Here is a 17475-nt window from a genome sequence, read left to right as displayed (position 1 = left end):
GCAGCGGCTTCGCGCCATTCCGGTAAAGGCCGGATCACTAGTGCCCTACGGTTTCAGGCAAACACGCCGGCCGTCTCCTGCATCCGGCTCGAGACCTCGCCCAGGTGGTGCAGTGTGTCGCCCCAGCTCAGTTCGAGTTGCGTGAGCGACTTGAAGTAGTGGCTGGCTATGTATTCGTCGGTCACGCCTATGCCGCCATGCAATTGCACGGCCTGCTGGCCGACGAAGCGCATGGCCTGACCCAGCTGCACCTTGGCGCGTGACAGCGCCTGGCGGCGCTCGCCCGTCGGTGCACCCAGCTTCAGGCTGGCGTAGTAGCTCATCGAGCGCGCCAGTTCCAGTTGCATCTTCATGTCGGCCATGCGGTGGCGCAGCGCCTGAAAGCTGGCGATGGCAACACCGAACTGCTTGCGCTGGTTCATGTAGTCCACCGTCACCGCCAAGGTCTGATCCATCACGCCGACGGCGTAGGCGCAGGTGGCGGCTATGCCAATGTCCTGCGCCAGCTCCAGCGCCTCAAGACCGTCTTTGGTGACCAGCGTGGCCGGTGTGTCGGCCAGCCGCAGCTCGGCGGCTCGGCCACCGTCCTGCAGGCCGTAGCCCTGCGTCTGCACGCCGCTCGCGCCTTTTTCGACGAGGAACAGGGCGATGCCGCCATCGAGCTGCGCGGGCACCAGCCAGGCATCGGCGTGGTCGGCGGCAGGGACTATGCTTTTATGAGCTGCCAGTGCATGTCCACCTTGCGCTTGAGTGGCTTTTGCCTCGCAAACATCGAGCCGGTAGCGTGCCCGTTTCTCCTGCTGCGCCAGCACCATCAGCGTCTCGCCACTGGCGATGCGCGGCAGCCATCGGGCCTGCAGCGCGGCCGGCGCGAAATCGGCCAGCACACGCGCTGCGATCACGCTCTGCGCCAGCGGCTCGAGCACGATGCCGCGGCCCAGTTCTTCCATCACCACCATCGCGTCGACCGCGCCCTGGCCCAGGCCGCCGTGCGCCTCCGGCACGGTGAGTGCGGTCAATCCCAGTTCGGCCAGTTCGCCCCAGGCCTTGCGGTCAAAACCGCCGGCGGCGACGATGGCGCGGCGGCGCTCGAAGCCGTAGGCCTTCTCCACCCAGCGGCGCACCGCGTCGCGCAGTTGTTCCTGGTCTTCGGAAAAATCGAAATCCATTTCTGCCTCCTCTCAACCCAGCACCGTCTGGGCGACGATATTGCGCTGCACCTCGTTGCTGCCACCGTAGATCGTCGTCTTGCGCAGATTGAAATAGGTGGAAGCGAGTGGCGCCAGCGCCACATCGCCGCCCGGGAAGTCGCCCTGCCAGCCGGCTTCCATCGCCTCGTGGATGAGCGGCAGCGCAAACGGCCCGGCGGCCAGCATCATCAGCTCGCTGTAGCGCTGCTGAATCTCGCTGCCGCGGATCTTGAGCAGGCCGGCGATATCCAGCGGGTTCTTGCCGCTTTTTTGCGCCGCCAGCACGCGCAGCACCATCATTTCCAGCGCGACGATGTCGACCTCCAGCAGAGCTATCTGGTCGCGAAACCGCAGGTCATCCCACAAGCCTTCGCGCTGCGCGATGCGCTTGAGGCGCTCCAGCTCGCGCTTGCTGCGGTTGACATCGGCAATGTTGGTGCGCTCGTGGCTGAGCAAGTGCTTGGCGTAGTTCCAGCCCTTGTTTTCCTCGCCGATGAGGTTCTCCGCCGGCACTTCGACGTTGTCGAAAAACACCTCGTTGACTTCGCACTCGCCGTCCAGCAGCCGGATCGGGCGCACTGTCACGCCCGGGCTCTTCATGTCCAGCAGCAGGAACGAGATGCCGGTCTGCGGCTTGCCCTCGGTAGAGGTGCGCACCAGGTTGAACATCCACTCGCCGTACTGGCCCAGCGTGGTCCAGGTCTTCTGGCCGTTGACGATGTACTTGTCGCCCTGGCGCACGGCGCGGGTCTTGAGGCTGGCCAGGTCCGAGCCCGAACCCGGCTCGGAATAGCCCTGGCTCCACCAGACCTCGCCGCTGGCGATGCCGGGCAGAAAACGACGCTGCTGCTCGGGCGAACCGAACGCCATGATGACCGGCGCCACCATCACCGGGCCAAACGGCACGATGCGCGGCGCGCCGGCCAGCGCGCATTCCTCTTCGAACAGGTGTTTTTGCACCGCGCTCCAGCCCGGGCCGCCAAATTCCTTGGGCCAGCCGTAGCCAAGCCAGCCCTTTTTGCCGAGGATTTTTGCCCAGCCCTGCATGTCGTCGCGCGTCAAGCGCAGGGCGTTGTGCACCTTGTGCGAAATCTCCGGCGGCAGGTGGGCGCGCACCCAGCGGTGCACCTCTTCGCGGAAGGCCTGTTCTTCGGGCGTGAATGCCAGATCCATGGGGAATCTCCTTTGCTGCGGGCGTTGTAGCACGCGCCAGGGCAGGCGCCTGTCAACAGCAGGACAGGCGGCTCGCCCTGCCCTCATTCACTCAGGCGTGAGCCCGAGCTGCGCGCACAGCTGGCGCACCTGTTCGCCAAGCTGCGCCACCTGCATCTCCAGCGCCTGCACGCGCTGCTCCAGCCCATCACCGCTGCGCGCCGCGGGTTGCGCCGCTGCCAGCGCCTGCACATCCACCGGCCCGCAAAGCAACTGCGCCCAGCGCGGTTCGCGCGCGCCCGGGGCGCGCGGCAGCAGCAGCACCAGCGGCCCGCCTTTTTCATCGCTGCGCTCGGCCAGCTCCTGCAGAAAGGCCTCGACCGACGAGGTATCGGCAAAGCGGTGCCAGCGCTCGGCGTTCAGACGCAGCTCGGCGGCAGTCTGCGGGCCGCGCAGCAGCAGCAGGCCCAGCAGCGCCGCGGACTGGTCGGGCACGCCGATGCCGCGGCTGAAGTTGTGCTCCCAGCGCGCCACGCGCGCGCCGCCGATTTCCACCACCAGCGCCCGTTGGCGCAGCGCATCCAGCGCCTGCTGCACCTCGGCGTCGGTCAGCTGCATCACAGGCTCGCGGCTGGTCTTCTGGTTGCAGCCCAGCACCAGGCTGTTCAGGGTCAGCGGATAGCTGTCGGGCACGGTGCGGGATTTCTCCAGCAGCGTGGCAAGCACGCGGGCCTCGGTGGCGGACAGGGGCTGCAGGCGCGGATCGAAGGGCATGGCTGGGATAATCCTGGAGTGACAAAAAACATCGTGATTCTCATCTCTGGCACCGGCTCCAACATGGCGGCCATCGTGCGCAGCGCGGCGCAACAGAACTGGGCGGCGCGCCTGGATGCCCGCGTCGCCGCGGTCTTGAGCAACCGGGCAGATGCCAAGGGCCTGGCGTTCGCGCAGGATCACGGCATCGCCACTGGCGTGCTGGACCACCAGGCGTTCACCAGCCGCGAGACGTTCGACGCCGCGCTCATGCAGCGCATCGATGTCCATCAACCGGCCCTGGTCGTGCTCGCGGGCTTCATGCGTATTCTCACCCCCGGCTTCGTGGCGCATTACGCCGGGCGGCTGCTCAACATCCACCCCTCGCTGCTGCCGGCCTTCCCCGGCCTGCACACGCATCAGCGCGCCATCGATGCGGGCTGCAAGTTTGCCGGCTGCACGGTGCACCAGGTGACGGCGGAACTGGACGTGGGACCCATCGTCGATCAGGCCGTCGTGCCCATCCTGGCGGGCGACAGCGCCGATATGCTCGCCGCGCGCGTGCTCACGCAGGAGCACCTGATCTATCCCCGTGCCATCGCCCAATTTCTCTCACATTGATAGCTGTCGGCGCATACCTCGCTTGCGCTAACGCCTGATTGAACTGACAAGCCATGCACCCCCAAGCCCTGCTCGAAGCCTGCAGCGATCTGCTGCGGCAAGTCCTCACCTTTGAACACCCGGCCGACGCCGTGGTCTCGCGCTTTTTTCGCGAGCACCGGCACCTGGGCCCGCGCGAGCGCGGCACGCTGGCCGAAACCACCTACACCGTGCTGCGGCGCAAGCTGCAGTTCGAACGCCTGGCGCGTTCCGGCTCGGGCCCGCGTGAGCGGCGCCTGGCCATCCTCGGGTTCGCCGGCGTGCGCGGCTTTCTGCAGGGCGCGCTGTCGGCGCAGGAATCGGATTGGCTGGATGGCTGCAACGCCGTGCAACCCGAGGAATGGTTCGAGCCCGAGCGCCACAATCTGCCCCCCTGGCTGGCCGAGCGGCTCAAGGCGCAAACCGGCGCAGACTTCTGGCCTCTGTGCGACAGCCTGCTGGCGCCTGCGCCGCTCGACCTGCGGGTCAATACCTTGAAGCTGAAACGGCCTGCAGCGCAGGACCAGCTTGCACAAGCAGCTATCAAATCGGAAGAAGCACCGTATTCCCCCTGGGGCCTGCGCGTGCAGGGCAAGCCGGCGCTGAACAAGCTGGCGCTCTTCACCGACGGCGCCATCGAGGTGCAGGACGAGGGCTCGCAATTGCTGGCGCTGCTGCTGGACGCCAAACGCGGGGAAATGGTGGTCGATTTCTGCGCCGGCGCCGGCGGCAAGACGCTGGCCATAGGCGCCAGCATGCGCAGCACCGGGCGGCTGTACGCGTTTGATGTGTCCGCGCACCGGCTGGATGCCTTGAAACCGCGCCTGGCGCGCTCGGGCCTGTCCAACGTGCATCCGGCGGCGATTGCGCATGAGCGCGACGAGCGCATCAAGCGCCTGGCCGGCAAGATCGACCGGGTGCTGGTGGACGCGCCCTGCTCCGGTCTGGGAACGCTCAGGCGCAACCCTGATTTGAAATGGCGCCAGTCGCCGCAGGCCCTGCAAGAGCTCGCCATCAAGCAGGCCGCCATCCTGGCGAGCAGCGCGCGTCTGCTGAAATCCGGCGGGCGCCTGGTCTACGCCACCTGCAGCCTGCTGGCCGAAGAAAACGAAGCCATCGCCGAAGCCTTTGGCGCCGCGCAGCCGGACTTCACGCCGCTGCCGGTGGGTGAGTTGCTGGCGCAGCTCAAGGTGGCAGAGCCACACAGCCTGTGCAGCGGCGGCCCGGACGGCCAGCGCTACCTGCGCCTGTGGCCGCACCGCCACCAGACCGACGGCTTCTTCGCGGCAGTGTGGCAGCGGCGCTGAGCCTGCCCTCACAAGGCTTTGCATTCAAGCGTAGAACAAGGCGGGAAGCCGCAGACAGTGCTGTCGCACGGCAAGGCGAACCAACGCAGTTATACGTTTGAAGGCAAAGCCGTATCAGGCATCGCCGCGCTCCCACCACTCACGTCCAAATTGCCCCTGCATCCAGCTGATGAACTGGCGCACCTTGGCCGGCACCAGGCGTGGCGAGGGGAAGACCGCATGCACCTCCTGCTGCGGCAACTGCCAGGCATCCAGCAGGCTCACCACCGCGCCATCGACCAGCGAGCGCTGCGCCACATAGCGCGGCAGCGCGGCGATGCCCAGGCCGCTGCGCGCCGCCAGCAGCAGCATGGAAAGGTTGTTGGAGCGCAGCCGCCCGCGCACCGTCACGCTGCGCTGCTCGCCGGCGCGTCCGGTGAAATGCCAGCGCTCATCGCCCTGCACGCTGCTGTAGATCAGCACATCGTGGCGCGCCAGGTCCTCCGGCTTGCGCGGCGTGCCATGTTCCTTGAGGTAGCTGCCGGAGGCCACGAGCACCCAGGGATTGACGCCCAGCCAGGCCGCGCCCAGTGTTGAATCGGCCAGCTTGCCCAGGCGCACCGCCACATCCACGCCCTGCTCCACCAGGTTCACGTAGCGGTCGTCGCACAGCAGCTCGATCTGCAGCTGCGGGTTCATGCGCATGAACTCCAGCACCAGCGGCGCCATCACGCGCCGCCCGAAGGCCACCGATGAGCTGATGCGCATGCTGCCTTCCGCCTGGGTCTGCAGCAGCGTGCCCACGGAACTTGCCTCATCCGCATGCAGGCAGATGAGCTTGCATTTTTCGTAGTACAGCAGGCCGATTTCCGTAGCGCTCACGCCATGCGTGGTGCGGTGCAGCAGGCGCGCGCCCAACTGCGCCTCCATGCGGTTGATCTGCTTGGTCGCTGCCGGCTGGCCTATGCCCAGCTCCTGCGCGGCCTTGCTGAACGAGCCGAGATCGACGATGCGGATGAACAGGCGGATGTCCTGGATGCGGTCCATTGCTCTATTCCACCACGGAATAAGCATCATGCGCAATAGCCACCTTCCCTTGTGAAGCCTCAGGGGCGACCATTGCCGCCAATGCAGTCCACTGTTTCCAAGGAGTAATGGCAATGGCAAAAATGAAGGCCGCGATGGCCGCGGTGCTGGTGATGGAGAAAGAAGGCATCACCCAGGCCTTTGGCGTGCCGGGTGCCGCCATCAACCCGCTGTATGCGCAGCTCAAGGAGCGCGGCACCATTGCCCACGTGCTGGCGCGCCATGTGGAAGGCGCCTCGCACATGGCCGAGGGCTACACCCGCGCGGTGGCGGGCAACATCGGCGTGTGCCTGGGCACCTCCGGCCCGGCCGGCACCGACATGCTGACCGGCTTGTATTCCGCCAGCGCCGATTCGATCCCGATTCTGTGCATCACCGGCCAGGCGCCGCGCGCCCGGATGCACAAGGAAGACTTCCAGGCGGTGGACATCGCCAGCATCGCCAAGCCCGTGACCAAGATGGCCACCACGGTGCTCGAACCCGCCCAGGTGCCGCGCGTGTTCCAGCAGGCCTTTCACCTGATGCGCTCGGGCCGCCCGGGGCCGGTGCTGATCGACCTGCCGTTCGATGTGCAGATGGCCGAGATCGAGTTCGACATCGACACCTACGAGCCGCTTCCCGCGTACAAACCGGCTGCCACGCGCAAGCAGGTGGAGAAGGCGCTGTCCATCCTGAACGAATGCGATCGCCCCTTGATCGTCGCCGGCGGCGGCATCATCAACGCCGACGCCGCCGATCTGCTGGTGCAGTTTGCCGAGATCACCGGCGTGCCGATCATCCCGACCCTGATGGGCTGGGGCGCAATGCCCGACGACCATCCGCTGATGGCTGGCATGGTCGGTCTGCAGACCGCACACCGCTACGGCAACGCCAACATGCTGGCGAGCGACTGCGTACTGGGCATCGGCAACCGCTGGGCCAATCGCCATACCGGCTCGACCGATGTCTATTGCAAGGGCAGGCGTTTCGTGCACGTGGACATCGAGCCGACGCAGATCGGCCGCATCTTCGCGCCCGAGCTGGGCATCGTCTCCGATGCCAAGGCCGCGCTGCAACTTTTCGTGCAAGTGGCCCGGGAATGGAAGCAGGCCGGCACGCTGCGCGACTTCAGCGGCTGGGCTGCCGAGTGCCAAGGCCGCAAGAAGGACATCCAGTACCTGCGCAAGACCAATTTCGACACCGTGCCGCTCAAGCCCCAGCGCGTCTACCAGTGCATGAACAACGCGTTCGACCGCGACACCTGCTATGTCTCCACCATTGGTCTGTCGCAGATCGCCGGCGGGCAGTTCCTGCATGTGTTCAAGCCGCGCCACTGGATCAACGCCGGGCAGGCCGGCCCCTTGGGCTGGACGCTGCCGGCGGCCCTGGGGGTGCGCGTGGCCGACCCCAAGCGCAAGATCGTTGCACTCTCGGGCGACTACGACTTCCAGTTCCTGGTGGAAGAACTTGCCGTCGGCGCGCAGTTCAAGCTGCCCTACATCCACATCGTGGTCAACAACAGCTACCTCGGGCTGATCCGCCAGAGCCAGCGTGGTTTTGACATGGATTACTGCGTGCAGCTGGCCTACGAAAACATCAACTCACCCGAGGTCAAGGGCTATGGCATGGACCATGTGAAGGTAGCCGAAGGCCTGGGTTGCAAGGCGATCCGCGTGCACGAGCAAAAGGAAATCGCCCCGGCGATCAAGCAGGCCGAAGCCTGGATGGCCGAGTACCAGGTACCGGTAGTGATAGAAGTGATCCTCGAGCGCGTGACCAACATCGCCATGGGCACGGAGATCGACAATGTGAACGAATTCGAAGAACTCGCCGGCAGCAAAGCCGACGCACCCACCTCGCTGGCCTTGCTCGATTGAAAGGAATCACACCATGCCGAAATTTGCCGCCAACCTCACCATGCTCTTCACCGAGCGCCCGTTTCTGGAGCGTTTTGGCGCCGCGCGCGCCGCCGGTTTTGACGCGGTCGAGTTTCTCTTTCCCTATGCCTACCAACCCGAGGAAATCAAGGCGCTGCTTCAGGAATACCGCCTGCAGCTGGTGCTGCACAACCTGCCCGCGGGCGACTGGGAGGCGGGCGATCGCGGCATCGCCTGCGACCCGGCACGCACGGCCGAATTTCGCGACGGCGTGGCCACTGCCATCCGCTACGCCAAGGCGCTGGGCGCGCCGCAGCTCAACTGCCTGGCCGGCAAGGTGCCGGCGGGTGCTGATGCGCGCCAGGTACAACAGACCTTTGTCGAGAACCTGCGCTTCGCCGCCGGCGAGCTCAAGGCCGCCGGTCTGCGCCTGGTGATGGAGCCGATCAACACCTTCGACATCCCGGGCTTCTACCTGAACCGCACGGCGCAGGCGCTCGAGGTGATCGAGCAGGTGGGATCGGACAACCTCTTCATCCAGTACGACATCTATCACATGCAGCGCATGGAAGGCGAGATCGCCGCCACGCTGCAAAAGCAGCTCAAATCCATCAAGCACATCCAGCTTGCCGACAACCCGGGGCGCAACGAGCCGGGCACGGGCGAGCTCAATTACCGCTTCCTGTTCCAGCATCTGGATCGCATCGGCTACGACGGCTGGATCGGCTGCGAGTACAAGCCGGCCGACACCACCGAAGCCGGCCTGGGCTGGGTCAAGGCGCTCACCGCATAACACGCGTCACACAACAAGAAAGGAATCTGCAGCATGAGTACACACGCACTGAATATCGGCTTCATCGGCCTGGGCATCATGGGCACGCCCATGGCGGGGCACTTGATCAAGGCCGGACACAAGGTCTTTCTGCACAGCCGCGGCAAAGTGCCTGGCGAACTGACCGAGGCCGGCGGCAGCGCCTGCGCTAGCGGCAAGGAAGTGGCGCAGAAGGCGGACATCGTCATCATCATGGTGCCGGACACGCCCGACGTGGGCAAGGTGCTGTTCGCCGAGAACGGCGTCGCCGAAGGTTTGACTCGGGGCAAGGTCGTCATCGACATGTCGTCGATCTCGCCGGTGGAAACCAAGGAATATGCGGCAAAGATCGAAGCCCTGGGCTGCGATTACATCGACGCCCCGGTCTCTGGCGGCGACGTGGGCGCAAAGAACGCCACTCTTTCGATCATGTGCGGCGGCAAAAACGAGGTGTTCGAGCGCGTCAAACCGGTGCTCGCCTGCATGGGCAAGAACATCACGCGCGTCGGCGGCACCGGCGACGGCCAGACCTGCAAGGTGGCCAACCAGATCGTGGTGGCGCTGACCATCAACGCCGTCTCCGAAGGCCTGCTGTTTGCCGCCCGCGCCGGTGCCGACCCAGCCAAGGTGCGCGAGGCCCTGCTGGGGGGGCTGGCCACTTCGCGCATCCTGGAAATTCTGGGCGAGCGCATGATCAAGCGCACCTTCAACCCGGGGTTCCGCATCAAGCTGCACCAGAAGGATCTGAACCTGGCGCTCACCGCGGCGCGCCAACTCGGCCTGGCGCTGCCGGCCACGGGCACGGCGCAGCAGCTCTTTTCCGCCTGCGTGGCCCACGGCGGCGAAGGCTGGGACCATTCCGGCATGGTGCGCGCGCTGGAGCAACTCTCCAACTTCGAGATCGGCCAGCAGGCCGAATGAGCGCCATGAACGAGCGCGAGCTGATGCGTGCGATGTTCGATGCGGCCATCGCATCGGCCCAGCCCGCGCTGTGCGTGGCGCCGCATCTGCCGCGGCCCGAGGAGGTCAAGGGGCGGCTGGTGGTCATCGGCGCGGGCAAGGCGTCGGCGGCGATGGCGCGCGCGGTCGAAGACCATTGGCAAGGCGCGCTCACCGGCCTGGTGGTGACGCGCTACGGCTACAAGGTTGCCTGCGAGCGCATCGAAATCGTGGAAGCCGCACACCCCGTGCCCGATGCCGCCGGGCTGGCGGCCGCGCAGCGCATGCTGGCGCTGGCAGAGAGCCTCACTGCCGATGATGTGGTGCTGTGCCTGATCTCCGGTGGCGGCTCCGCGCTGCTGCCCTTGCCGCTGCCGGGGCTGACGTTGCAAGACAAGCAGCAGGTGAACCGCGCGCTGCTCGCCAGCGGCGCCAGCATCAGCGAGATGAACACCGTACGCCGCCATTTGTCCTCCATCAAGGGTGGGCGCCTTGCCGCGGCCTGCCACCCCGCGCGCGTCATCACGCTGCTGCTCTCCGACGTGCCGGGCGATGCTCCGCGCGACATTGCCTCCGGCCCCACGGTGGGTGATGCCAGCACCTGCCAGGACGCGCTCGACATCGTTCAGCGCTATGGCATTGAGCTGCCGGCGCCGGTGCGCCAGGTGCTGGAGAGTGGCGCCGGTGAGTCGATCAAACCGCAAGACCCGCGCCTGGCGGGCCTCACCACCCGCATCATTGCCGCACCTCAGCAGGCGCTGCAGGCGGCCGCCGCCATCGCCCGCCAGCATGGCTACACCCCCTACATCCTGAGCGATGCGATCGAAGGCGAAGCACGCGATGTCGGCAAGGTGCTGGCGGCCATCGCGCTGCAGATGGCCGAGCGCGGCGAGCCCTTTCGCCCGCCCTGCGCTCTCCTGTCTGGCGGCGAGACCACGGTCACGCTGCGCGGCCAGGGGCGCGGCGGGCGCAATGTGGAATGCCTGCTGTCGTTCGCCATCGCTGCCCGCGGCCATACACGCATCCACGCGCTGATGGGCGATACCGATGGCGTGGATGGCATGGAAGAAATCGCCGGTGCCAGCGTCAGCCCGGACACGCTTGCGCGCGCCTTTGCGCACGGCATTCGGCCACAGCACAGCCTGGACGCCAACGACGGCCACGGCTTCTTCGAGGCGCTGGGCGATTCGGTCATCACCGGCCCCACGCTCACCAACGTCAATGATTTTCGCGTCGTCCTGATCGGCACCTGACTTCTACCTCCTCTACCTCCGCACACCATGCACCGCACACGCCGCGCCAAGATCGTCGCCACCCTCGGGCCTGCGAGTTCCAGCCCCGACATGATCCGCCAGCTCTTCCTCGCCGGGGCCGATGTGTTCCGCATGAACTTCAGCCACGGCAGCAGGGAAGACCACGCCGCACGTTTTGCCGCCGTGCGCGCGGTGGAACGCGAAACCGGTCGCCCCATCGGCATCCTGGCCGATCTGCAAGGCCCCAAGCTGCGCGTGGGCGTGTTCGAGAACGGCCCGGTGCAGCTGCAAGCCGGGCAGACATTCCGCTTTGACCTGGACAAGGTGCCTGGCACGCAAACGCGGGTCAACCTGCCACACCCCGAGATTTTTGCCGCGCTGGTACCTGGTGCCGAGCTGCTGCTCGACGACGGCAAGCTGCGCGTGCGCGTCGAGCGCTGCGATGCGCAATCGGCCGATTGCACGGTACTCGTGGGTGGAAAGCTGTCAGAGCGCAAGGGCGTGAACGTGCCCGGCGTGGTGCTGCCGATCTCGGCGCTCACCACCAAGGACCGTGCCGATCTGGAAACCGCGCTGGAGCTGGGCGCCGACTGGGTGGCGCTGTCCTTCGTGCAACGCCCCGAAGACCTGGCCGAGGCGCGCGCCCTGATCAACGGCCGCGCGGGCCTGCTCGCCAAGCTCGAAAAACCCTCGGCCATCGAACGCCTGGACGATGTGGTGGCCGCCACCGATGCTGTCATGGTGGCGCGCGGCGATCTGGGCGTCGAGATGCCGGCCGAACAGGTTCCGGCCATTCAGAAACGCATCGTCAAGCTCTGCCGCAAGCTCGGCAAGCCGGTGATCGTCGCCACGCAGATGCTCGAATCCATGATAGAGAGCCCGGTGCCCACGCGCGCCGAAGCCTCCGACGTGGCCACCGCCATCTACGACGGCGCCGACGCCGTCATGCTCTCGGCCGAATCGGCCGCAGGCAAATACCCGGTGGAGGCCGTGACCATGATGAACCGTATCATCGAGGGCACCGAGGCCGACACCCAGTACCGCCAGCTCATCGAGGCCTCGCAGGCTGCCGCCGAGGCCAATGCCCGAGACGTGACGCAGGCCGTCTGCTGCGCCATGCGGCGCGCCGCAGAACTGCTGCAGGCCGACGCCATCGTGAGCTACACCAGCAGCGGCCGCACCAGTCTGCGCGCCGCGCGCGAGCGGCCCGGCTCCGCCATCCTCAGCCTGTCACCACACCTGGGCACCGCACGCAAGCTGGCGCTGGCCTGGGGCGTGCACTCGGTGCATGTGGCGGACCCGGCATCGCTGGACCAGCTCGCGCCCATGGCCACCGACGTCGCGCGCAGCCAGGGCTTTGCCCAGCCCGGCCACCCCATCGTGATCCTGGCAGGTCTGCCGTTTGGCGAGAGCGGCTCCACCAACATGATGCGCGTGGCGATCGCCTAAGGCGACGCTGAACGCAATCAGCCGCCATCACCCGGCGTCGTGCCTGCGGCATCCGCATTGCGCGCACGCAGCTCGCGCAGCTTCTCGCCGATCCTGATCTCCAGACCGCGCGGCACCGGCTCATAGAAATTCGGTGGCGCCATGCCGTCGGGCAGATAGGTCTCGCCGGCCGCAAAACCGCCCTCCTCATCGTGCGCGTAGCGGTAGCCCTTGCCGTAATCGAGCTGCTTCATGAGTTTGGTCGGCGCATTGCGCAGGTGCAGCGGCACCGGTCGCGTGCCGTCCTGCGCCACCAGGGCACGCGCCTTCTTGTAAGCGGTGTAGCCGGCATTGCTCTTGGGCGCCACGGCGAGATAAATCACCGCCTGCGCCAGCGCCAGCTCGCCCTCGGGGCTGCCCAGGCGCTCGTAGGTTTGCGCCGCCTCGTTGGTGATCTGCATGGCACGCGGGTCCGCCAGGCCGATGTCCTCCCACGCCATGCGCACGATGCGCCGCGCCAGATAACGCAGCGCCGCGTCGGGGTCTGAGCCGCGCACCGATTTGTGCAGCGCGCTGATGGTGTCGTAGAACTGCTCACCGCCCTTGTCGTAGCGGCGCATCTGCTGGCCCAGCACCTGCACCAGCCAGGCGTCGGTGATGCACTCCACTTTCGCCTGCTGCGCGGTGACCGCGAGCTGCTCCAGCGTGTTCAAGAGCCGCCGCGCATCGCCATCGGCATAGGCCACCAAGCGCTCTGTCGCATCATTTTCGATAGCTGGCAGCGCTTGCTGGGCGTCAGCGGTTGCAGCACATACACCGTGGCGCGCGAGAGCAGCGCGCCGTTCACCTCGAACGAGGGGTTCTCCGTGGTCGCGCCGACAAAGGTGAACAAGCCGCTTTCGACATGCGGCAAGAAGGCATCCTGCTGGCTCTTGTTGAAGCGATGCACCTCATCGACGAACACGATGGTGCGCTGCGGCGCCAGGCCGTGGCGCGCGTTCTCCGCGCGCTCCACCGCCTCGCGAATGTCCTTCACGCCGCCCAGCACCGCGCTGATCGCGATGAACTGCGCATCAAACGCCTGTGCCATCAGCCGCGCAATCGTTGTCTTGCCGGTACCCGGCGGCCCCCAGAGGATGCAGGAATGCGGCTGACCGGACTCAAACGCCAGACGCAGCGGCTTGCCCGGCCCCAGCACCTGTTTCTGCCCTATCACGTCGTCCAGCGTGTGCGGGCGCAGGCGCTCGGCCAGAGGGATGTGCGGGGCTGCCAGTGTCATGACTGCTGCTGAAGCGAGTAGTGGTGTACGCGATAGTAGCGGCCGGCCGTCGTTGCCAGCGAGACAATCACCGCATGACCTCCGCCCGTTCGCTTGACAAACTTCTGCGCGAGATCCGCGCCTGCACCGTCTGCGCACCTTTCCTGCCGCTGGGCCCGCGCCCGGTGCTGCAGGCCGGGCACGGCGCGCACATCCTGCTGGCCAGCCAGGCACCGGGCATCAAGGTGCACCAGAGCGGTGTGCCTTTCGACGACGCCAGCGGTCGGCGCTTGCGCCAATGGCTGGGCATGAGCGAGGAGATCTTTTATGACCGCGAAAAAGTGGCCATCGTGCCCATGGGCTTTTGCTACCCCGGCCGTGCGGCGCAGGGCTCGGGCGACGCGCCGCCGCGCCCCGAATGCGCGCCGCTGTGGCGCAAACGCCTGATGGCCCAGTTGCCCAACATCGAGCTGACCGTCCTGATCGGCCAGTACGCGCTGGCCTGGCACCTGCCCGAAGCGCGCACGATGGGTGTCACGCGCGCGGTGCAGGAGTGGCAGCGCTGGTGGCCGCACACCCTGGTTCTGCCCCACCCCAGCCCGCGCAACAACGGCTGGCTCAAGCACAACCCGTGGTTTGAAGCCGAGTTGCTGCCCAAGCTGCGCGAACGTGTCAGCCTGTTGCTTTGATCACTTTTGTTGCTGACCCGTAATCCGCACGTAACAACGACTACGGGGCGGCAGGCGATCTCGCCGGCCTCTTCATGAATCATCAACGGCAGAGCCCGCCAGCAAGGCCACTGTTACAAGTGGCGTTGCTGTCGCACACATGCGTTTTGATAATGGAAATGCAGCGCCGCAGCCGAACCTGAGCCAGGTGCCGCCAGGGGGTTGAGGGCTCAGCCCACCTGCAACCACCGGGAGACTATTCATGCTCAACAGAACGATGAAGCGAGGCGTATTTGCTCTGACGACAGTAGCATCCGCGCTTCTCTTTGCCGCCAGCCTGGCGAACGCCCAGGAATGGGGTATTTATGGCGGCGACGCCGGCAACACGCGTTTCAGCAAAGCCGCGCAGGTCACGACCAAGAACGTCGGCAACCTGCATGTCAAATGGACGCTGCAGCTCGGTTCGCTGCGCTCGCAGGAATCAACGCCCATCGTGATCGGCGACACCATGTACGTGTCGTCCTCCTTCGGCCCCGCCACCGTGTTTGCCGTCGACGCCAAGACCGGCGCGCTCAAATGGCGCTACCAGCCGGACGTGCCCAAGGGCATAGACCAATACGCCTGCTGCGACGTCGGCAACCGTGGCGTGACCTACAGCAATGGCAAGATTTTCGTCGGGCGCCTGGACGCGAACGTCGTCGCGCTCGACGCCAAGACCGGCAAGGAACTCTGGAAGACGGCCATCACCGATTACAAGAACGGCTCGGTGATCACCTCGCCGCCGACGGCGGTGAAGAACCTCGTGATTTCCGGCTACGGCGGCGGCGAGTATGGTGCGCGCGGCTCCATCGTCGCGCTCGACCAGGCAACCGGCAAGGAAGTCTGGCGCACCTACACCGTACCGCTGCCCAATGAGCCCAACGGCAACACCTGGAAGGGTGACTCGGCCAAGAACGGCGGCGGTGCCGCGTGGTTTGTCGGCTCCTACGATCCTGAGCTCAATCTGGTGTATTACGGCACCAGCAATCCATCGCCCTGGGCGGCCGTGGTGCGCGGCAGCGACACCTCCGACATTGGCGAGCAGACCAATCTGTACACCTCGTCCGTGGTGGCTCTGGATGCAAGCACGGGCCAGATCAAGTGGCACTACCAGTTCACGCCGCACGACGCCTGGGACTACGACGGCGTGAACGAAATGGTGCTGAGCGATCTGAGCATCGGCGGCAAGAAGACGCCGGTGCTGATGCATGCCAACCGCAACGGCTTCTTTTACGTGCTCAACCGCGCCAACGGCAAGCTGATTTCGGCCGATCCTTTTGTTGACATGAACTGGGCCAGCAAGGTGGATCTGGCGACAGGCCGGCCGGTGGAAATCCCCGGCAACAAGATGCGCCCCGGCATGGAGCGCAAGGCAACGGGCATCTGCCCCAGCCTGCTGGGCGGCAAGAACTGGATGCCCATGAGCTACGACCACGCCACCGGTCTGGTCTACATCCCGACCAACAACCTGTGCATGGACATGGTCGACACGCAGCCGGAATACAAACGTGGCGCGTTCTACCTGGGCAACGATTTCCAGATCAAGAAGCCGCTGAAGGGCGACTACATGGGCGGCCTGACCGCATGGAACCCGGTGACGCACAAGCAGGTCTGGCTGGACAAAAACCCGCTGCCGTGGACCGGCGGGACGATGTCCACCGCCGGCGGCGTGGTGTTCGAGGGCAATGTGCAAGGCTGGTTCAACGCCTATGACGCCAAGAACGGCAAGCAGCTCTGGGGCTTCAACACCGGCTCCGGCATCTCGGCCGCACCGATGACCTACACCATCGATGGCAAGCAGTATGTGGCGGTGGTCTCGGGCCGCACCGAAAGCATCCCGGCCTTCATGGGAGACATCGGCGCGGACGTGGTGAACGCGAGCTCCGAAGGCGGCACCCTGTTCGTCTTTGCCCTGAACTGATGGCGAAAGTGTGAAACCATGAACCTCAAGACAGCATGGATTGGGGGCCTGGTTTCTGCAGTACTGGCAGCGGGCGCCCTGGCGGCGCCGACTGCATCCGCAACAACCTTGCGCATCTGCAGCGACCCGGACAATCTCCCCTACAGCAAGGCCGAAGGGGCCGAACACGGCTTGTACGTGGATCTGGCCAATCTGGTCGCGCACAAACTGGATGCCCAACCGCAGTACGTCTGGTGGCTTTCGATGAACCAGCGCAAGGCCTTGCGCAATACCATTCTTGCGGGCAAATGCGACGCCTACTTCGCCCTGCCAGCGGACAAGGACTACGGCACGCGCGGCATGAAACGCACCCGGGCCTTCCTGGATGTCGCCTATGCCGTGGTGGCGCCGCCATTCTTCAGCTTCTCGCAACTCGCCGACCTCAAGGGCAAGCGCATCGGCGTCGGGTTTGCGTCCACACCGCAAATCATCCTCGCAGCCCAGGGCGGCTACACCACTGTCACCTACCGCAGCGACGCCGATATCCTCGCAGCGCTGGACAAGGGCGAGATCGACGCGGCCTTCATGTGGGGGCCCACCGCGGGTTATGACAACCTGACCCGCTACCACAACCGCTGGCGCGTGACCCCGGTCTCGGGCGAACACATGAACCACCAGGTGGCGGTCGCCGTGCCGGCAAACAACGGCGCACTCCTGGCGCGCATCGACGCTGCGCTCACCGAGCTGCACCCCCAAATCACGGCGCTGGCTGAAAAATACGGCTTTCCGCAGAGCAAGCCCGTGGCGCTCGGCATGGCGCAGGGCAAGGCCGGCCCTGCCGATGTGGCACTGATACCGGCAGCTGATGGGGAAGTCCCCTATGGTCAAGCATCACCGTATCGGATGCTGGTGGCAGCAGCCGCCGATCCGGCCGCCGCTGGGCGGGAGCTGTTCAACAGCACCTGTTCGCACTGCCATTCGCCCAATGGCGCCAGCCCCATCCGTCAACGTGACCTGCGCCGGCTCAAGGGCAAGTACGGCGACGACTGGCTGAAAGTCGCCAAACAAACCATTGAGGAAGGTCGCCCCGATGCCGGCATGCCCACCTGGGGCGGTACGCTGAAGGAAGACCAGATCAGCAACATTCTGGCGTTCTTCAAGACCATCCAGAACCACTGACCATCCGCGCCGGAAGGCGATGCCGGTCAGGGCTACGG

14 protein-coding genes and 1 pseudogene are annotated in these 17475 nt (G+C 65.9%); 10 read left to right on the top strand and 5 right to left on the bottom strand.

The features are described from left to right. Positions 1-53: 53 nt before the first annotated feature. From ABS45_RS12425 to ABS45_RS12415, 3 genes are all read right to left on the bottom strand, one after another. On the bottom strand, positions 54-1169 hold the full coding sequence (locus tag ABS45_RS12425; protein ID WP_291555846.1) for an acyl-CoA dehydrogenase family protein: 1116 nt from the start codon (positions 1167-1169) through the stop codon (positions 54-56). A 12-nt stretch (positions 1170-1181) separates the two neighbouring features. Beyond that, complete coding sequence (locus tag ABS45_RS12420; RefSeq protein WP_291555845.1) at positions 1182-2363, bottom strand: acyl-CoA dehydrogenase family protein; 1182 nt, start codon at positions 2361-2363, stop codon at positions 1182-1184. An 87-nt stretch (positions 2364-2450) separates the two neighbouring features. After that, entirely contained in the window at positions 2451-3116 is a 666-nt protein-coding gene (locus ABS45_RS12415; protein WP_291555844.1) for a YceH family protein, read from the bottom strand. Between the two features lie 33 nt (positions 3117-3149). Here ABS45_RS12415 and purN point away from each other — a divergent pair, with 33 nt between their 5' ends. Together purN and ABS45_RS12405 are read left to right on the top strand one after the other, a co-directional pair. Beyond that, entirely contained in the window at positions 3150-3716 is a 567-nt protein-coding gene (gene purN, locus ABS45_RS12410; RefSeq protein ID WP_366246631.1) for a phosphoribosylglycinamide formyltransferase, read from the top strand. Positions 3717-3769: 53 nt separating this feature from the next. Then, positions 3770-5041, top strand: a complete 1272-nt coding sequence (locus ABS45_RS12405; protein ID WP_291555842.1) for an RsmB/NOP family class I SAM-dependent RNA methyltransferase — start codon at positions 3770-3772, stop codon at positions 5039-5041. 114 nt (positions 5042-5155) lie between these two features. On the opposite strand, the gene ABS45_RS12400 is transcribed toward ABS45_RS12405, so the two are convergent. Then, a complete protein-coding gene (locus ABS45_RS12400; protein ID WP_291555841.1) occupies positions 5156-6067 on the bottom strand; it encodes a LysR family transcriptional regulator in 912 nt (303 codons plus the stop codon). Between the two features lie 113 nt (positions 6068-6180). Here ABS45_RS12400 and gcl point away from each other — a divergent pair, with 113 nt between their 5' ends. The 5 genes from gcl to pyk are packed head-to-tail and all read left to right on the top strand — an operon-like array spanning position 6181 to position 12414. Beyond that, on the top strand, positions 6181-7962 hold the full coding sequence (gcl, locus tag ABS45_RS12395; protein ID WP_291555840.1) for a glyoxylate carboligase: 1782 nt from the start codon (positions 6181-6183) through the stop codon (positions 7960-7962). A gap of 13 nt (positions 7963-7975) precedes the next feature. Then, entirely contained in the window at positions 7976-8755 is a 780-nt protein-coding gene (gene hyi, locus ABS45_RS12390) for a hydroxypyruvate isomerase (protein ID WP_291555839.1), read from the top strand. A 33-nt stretch (positions 8756-8788) separates the two neighbouring features. Then, positions 8789-9694 carry a 2-hydroxy-3-oxopropionate reductase gene (locus ABS45_RS12385; protein WP_366246630.1) on the top strand — a complete coding sequence of 302 codons (906 nt, stop codon included), beginning with the start codon at positions 8789-8791 and terminating at the stop codon, positions 9692-9694. Continuing rightward, positions 9691-10965 carry a glycerate kinase gene (locus ABS45_RS12380; protein WP_291555838.1) on the top strand — a complete coding sequence of 425 codons (1275 nt, stop codon included), beginning with the start codon at positions 9691-9693 and terminating at the stop codon, positions 10963-10965. Before ABS45_RS12385 ends, ABS45_RS12380 begins: the two co-directional genes overlap by 4 nt. A 27-nt stretch (positions 10966-10992) precedes the next feature. Further along, positions 10993-12414, top strand: coding sequence for a pyruvate kinase (pyk, locus tag ABS45_RS12375; protein ID WP_291555837.1), 1422 nt, complete (start codon positions 10993-10995; stop codon positions 12412-12414). Between the two features lie 17 nt (positions 12415-12431). On the opposite strand, the pseudogene ABS45_RS12370 reads toward pyk, so the two are convergent. Continuing rightward, positions 12432-13672 (bottom strand): annotated as a pseudogene (locus tag ABS45_RS12370) (replication-associated recombination protein A). A 74-nt stretch (positions 13673-13746) separates the two neighbouring features. Between ABS45_RS12370 and ABS45_RS12365 the strand changes: the two are divergent. The 3 genes from ABS45_RS12365 (at position 13747) to ABS45_RS12355 (ending at position 17437) form a co-directional block, all read left to right on the top strand. Continuing rightward, entirely contained in the window at positions 13747-14340 is a 594-nt protein-coding gene (locus ABS45_RS12365; protein ID WP_291555836.1) for a uracil-DNA glycosylase family protein, read from the top strand. Positions 14341-14596: 256 nt separating this feature from the next. Next, on the top strand, positions 14597-16279 hold the full coding sequence (locus ABS45_RS12360; RefSeq protein WP_291555835.1) for a PQQ-dependent dehydrogenase, methanol/ethanol family: 1683 nt from the start codon (positions 14597-14599) through the stop codon (positions 16277-16279). 18 nt (positions 16280-16297) lie between these two features. Further along, positions 16298-17437, top strand: coding sequence for a transporter substrate-binding domain-containing protein (locus ABS45_RS12355; protein WP_291555834.1), 1140 nt, complete (start codon positions 16298-16300; stop codon positions 17435-17437). Positions 17438-17475 lie beyond the last annotated feature (38 nt).

This window comes from Comamonas sp. SCN 65-56 (assembly GCF_001724135.1).
Lineage (GTDB): Bacteria > Pseudomonadota > Gammaproteobacteria > Burkholderiales > Burkholderiaceae_C > Comamonas_C.
Note: the sequence above shows the minus strand (reverse complement) of the source record. Positions and strands in the feature narration are given on the sequence as shown.